Origin of the sequence: Streptomyces sp. NPDC051940, from assembly GCF_040680895.1 — a bacterium.
Lineage (GTDB): Bacteria > Actinomycetota > Actinomycetes > Streptomycetales > Streptomycetaceae > Streptomyces.
The window spans coordinates 1-3103 of the sequence record NZ_JBFAXR010000266.1 but is presented as its reverse complement, the minus strand read 5'-3'; the positions used below and the strand labels follow the sequence as shown (position 1 = coordinate 3103).

The 3103-nt window shown below is 72.3% G+C and carries 5 protein-coding genes; 1 reads left to right on the top strand and 4 read right to left on the bottom strand.

The features are described from left to right. Positions 1 to 49: 49 nt before the first annotated feature. The 3 genes from AB0M28_RS40245 to AB0M28_RS40235 are packed head-to-tail and all read right to left on the bottom strand — an operon-like array spanning position 50 to position 1335. Positions 50 to 493: an SRPBCC domain-containing protein gene (locus tag AB0M28_RS40245; RefSeq protein WP_365415776.1), complete on the bottom strand. Its 444-nt coding sequence runs from the start codon at positions 491 to 493 to the stop codon at positions 50 to 52. A 21-nt stretch (positions 494 to 514) separates the two neighbouring features. Continuing rightward, positions 515 to 868, bottom strand: coding sequence for a metalloregulator ArsR/SmtB family transcription factor (locus AB0M28_RS40240; protein ID WP_365415774.1), 354 nt, complete (start codon positions 866 to 868; stop codon positions 515 to 517). 2 nt (positions 869 to 870) lie between these two features. Then, positions 871 to 1335 carry an SRPBCC domain-containing protein gene (locus AB0M28_RS40235; protein ID WP_365415772.1) on the bottom strand — a complete coding sequence of 155 codons (465 nt, stop codon included), beginning with the start codon at positions 1333 to 1335 and terminating at the stop codon, positions 871 to 873. Between the two features lie 430 nt (positions 1336 to 1765). Between AB0M28_RS40235 and AB0M28_RS40230 the strand changes: the two genes are divergently transcribed. After that, positions 1766 to 1957 (top strand): hypothetical protein, encoded by a 192-nt coding sequence (locus AB0M28_RS40230; protein ID WP_365415770.1) that lies wholly within the window; start codon positions 1766 to 1768, stop codon positions 1955 to 1957. Here the strand turns inward: AB0M28_RS40230 and AB0M28_RS40225 are convergent. Continuing rightward, entirely contained in the window at positions 1944 to 2966 is a 1023-nt protein-coding gene (locus AB0M28_RS40225) for a LacI family DNA-binding transcriptional regulator (protein WP_365415768.1), read from the bottom strand. The two genes, AB0M28_RS40230 and AB0M28_RS40225, sit on opposite strands and share 14 nt — an antisense overlap. Positions 2967 to 3103 lie beyond the last annotated feature (137 nt).

Below are 3103 nucleotides of genomic sequence, written 5' to 3'. Positions count from 1 at the left end.
TGTTCACCCCGGCCGCCGTCTTGCGCACCTCGCACAGGATCACGGCCGGTCAGTGCCAGTCGCTGATCCGCACGTCGTTCGGGGACGGGGCGCCCTTGCCCGTCTCCACCAGCTGCTTGAGGCTCAGCAGGTACGACGCCCACTTGGTGCTGCAGTGGTACATGAACTCGACCTGCTCACGCCAGCCTTCGTGGGCGAAGAGCACGATCGTGTAGTCGCCGTCCTGGCGCAGGTCCCAGCGGATCGTGGTGCCGATCCACTCCTCGGGGCCGTCGACCACCTCCCAGCGGACCTGGCGGCCCGGGTCCAGCCCGACGACCTTCATGTCGAAGCCGCCGGGCGGGAAGCGGAACGCGATCACGCCGTCGGGGTCCGTGGTCCCCGTCGTGTCCTCGGTCCACCAGCCCGACAGGCCGTCCAGGGTGGTGAGCGCCTCGTACACCTGCTGCGGCGAGGAGTTCTCGACGCCGACGCGGTGGAGGATGTCTGACATGTAACTCTCCTTCTCGGGTGGTTACTTCTCTCCGGGTTCACCGGCGGCGTCCCGGCGCCGCTGGATCGTCTCCGCGATGCGCCTGATCCGCTGCAGTCGGCCGTCCCACGCCGCGCCGACGTCCGCCAACTGGGCCACCGCGCGGGCGAGTCGGGCCTCGTCGACGCGGTAGTGCCGCTCGCGGCCGGCGGGCGTCGCGTGGACCAGGCCGGTCCGGTCGAGGACCGCGAGGTGCTTCGCCACCGCCTGCCGGGTCACCGGCAGGTGTTCGCTGAGGCTGGTCGCCGTGCCGCTGCCCTGTTCCAGCAGCAGGTCGATCATCCGGCGCCGGGTGGGGTCGCCGACGGCCGACCAGAGGTCGTCGTCCACGATCATGGCTACGCCCCCGCCCGCACCTTCACCGCGTACGGCGTCAGCCGCGCCAGGAAGTGGTCCCAGCCGCTGACGTGGTCGGCGTGCTCGGCCGCGATCTTCGCCTCGTCCCAGCCGCGCTCGCGGAAGCCGCTCTCGGTCATCTTCAGCCGCGTGCCGTCCCCGGCGGGCTCCAGCTCGAAGACGACGAGGTAGGAGTTGCCGCGTGCCGCCGTCTCCCCGTCCGCGTGGGTCCACCGGAAGGAGAACAGCCGCGGCGGCTCGGCGTCCACGACGGTGAACCGCACCCACTGCCCCTCGCCCCGCGCGAAGTCCCCGAAGCCGATCCGCCCCTCGCCGCCGGGCACGGCCGGGTACTCGGCCTCGTCGGGCCACCACTCGCGGACGTGTTCCGGGTTGCTCACGACGTCGAAGACGACGTCGGGGCTCGCGTCGATGTGCAGCTCGCGCTCGATCGTTCCGTACTCCATGGCCCTGCCACCTTTCGCAACCTTTGGTTGCGTATCAGGTTAGGCCACGCGCCACAGAAGTGCAACCTTTGGTTGCGCAAGGATGACCGGCGTCCCCCGACCCCGGCCTTAGGCCGATGGTCCGATACCGGTCGGAGGCGCCCGCTGCCAGCATCAGGGCCATGCACACAAGCCCCGCCTGGCCCGCCCACCTCGACGTCGGAGCGGTCCGCTTCGCCCGGCCCACCGCCCGCTTCGACGACGTCGTCGCCTTCTACCGCGACGCCCTCGGGCTGCCCGTACTCGCCCACTGGCGCGGCAGCGAGGGACACGACGGGTACGACGGGATCGTGCTCGGGCTCCCCGGCACCCCCGTCCAGCTGGAGGTCACCCATGCGGCGCCCCGCCCCGCATCCCCGAGCCGCACCCCGAGAACCAGCTCGTCCTCTACATGCGCGGCCCCCGGGCCCGGGACACCGCGATCACCCGCCTGGCCGCATACGGCCACCACCCGGTGCCCGCCGCGAATCCCTACTGGCCGCAGCGCGGTGCGGTCGCCTTCGAGGACCCCGACGGATGGGTGGTCGTCCTCGCGCCCTGGGTCTTCGGCGAGGACCCCGTGCCGGCCGTCAGCGGGGCCTGAGGCTGGAGGTGCGCACGACCAGCTCCGGCTGCAGGACCACCTGCCGGTGCTCGTGCTCCTCGGCCGCGCCCTCCGCCGTCTCCTCCAGCAGCAGCCGTGCGGCCAGCTCGCCGACCGTGACGGCCGGCTGCCGTACGGACGTCAGGGGGACGGCCGCGGCGGCGGCGAACTCGATGTCGTCGTAGCCGACGATCGCCACGTCCTCCGGGACGCGCACGTCCGCCGCGTACAGGGCCTGCAGCACCCCGAGGGCCAGCAGGTCGTTCGCGCAGAACACGGCCGTGGGCCGCTCGGTGAGCCCGAGCAGCCGCGCGCCCGCGTCACGGCCCGCCGCCACGTCGAGGCGGTCGGTGGGCAGCGCGCGCAGCACGTCCGCCGGCAGCCCCGCCTCGGCGAGGGCCTTCAGCGCACCGGCCCGCCGGTCGGTGATCTGCTGCAGGCCGGGCGGTCCGCAGACGTACGCCACGGAGCGGTGCCCCATCTCGATCAGGTGCCGCATCGCCAGCGCGCCGCCCGCCACGTCGTCCACGGACACCGAGCACTCGGTGGCGTCCTCGGCGACCCGGTCGACCAGCACGAACGGCGTGCGGTAGCGGCGCAGCGTCTCGATCGTCCGGCCGGTCATGTCCGCCGGGGTGACGAGCACGCCGCGTACGCGCTGCTCGGCGAAGAGGGAGAGGTACTCGGCCTCCTCCGCCGGGTTCTGCGCGCTGTTGCACACCATGACGCCGAGCCCGGCGTCCCGCGCGACGCGCTCGGCGCCGCGCGCGATGTCCACGAAGAACGGGTTGCCCATGTCCAGGACGAGCAGCCCCATGATCCGGCTGTGCCCGGCGCGCAGCTGGCGCGCCGACTCGCTGCGCACATAGCCGAGCCGGTCTATGACGCTCTGCACCCGCTCGCGGGTGTCGGCGGACACGGTGTCGGGGCGGTTGATCACGTTGGAGACCGTGCCCACGGACACCCCCGCCTCACGGGCGATGTCCTTGATTCCCACCGACTGGGCCATCAGGGGGAAACCTCCTGGTATTTCAGCGTTTCCACGCGTTCGCGGGCATCAGCGTACCCGCGACGCCCGTGTCCGGGCGGTTCCACGACCGCCCGGACACGGGGATTGGGAGCGGATCACGCTAGGTGGCAGACCTG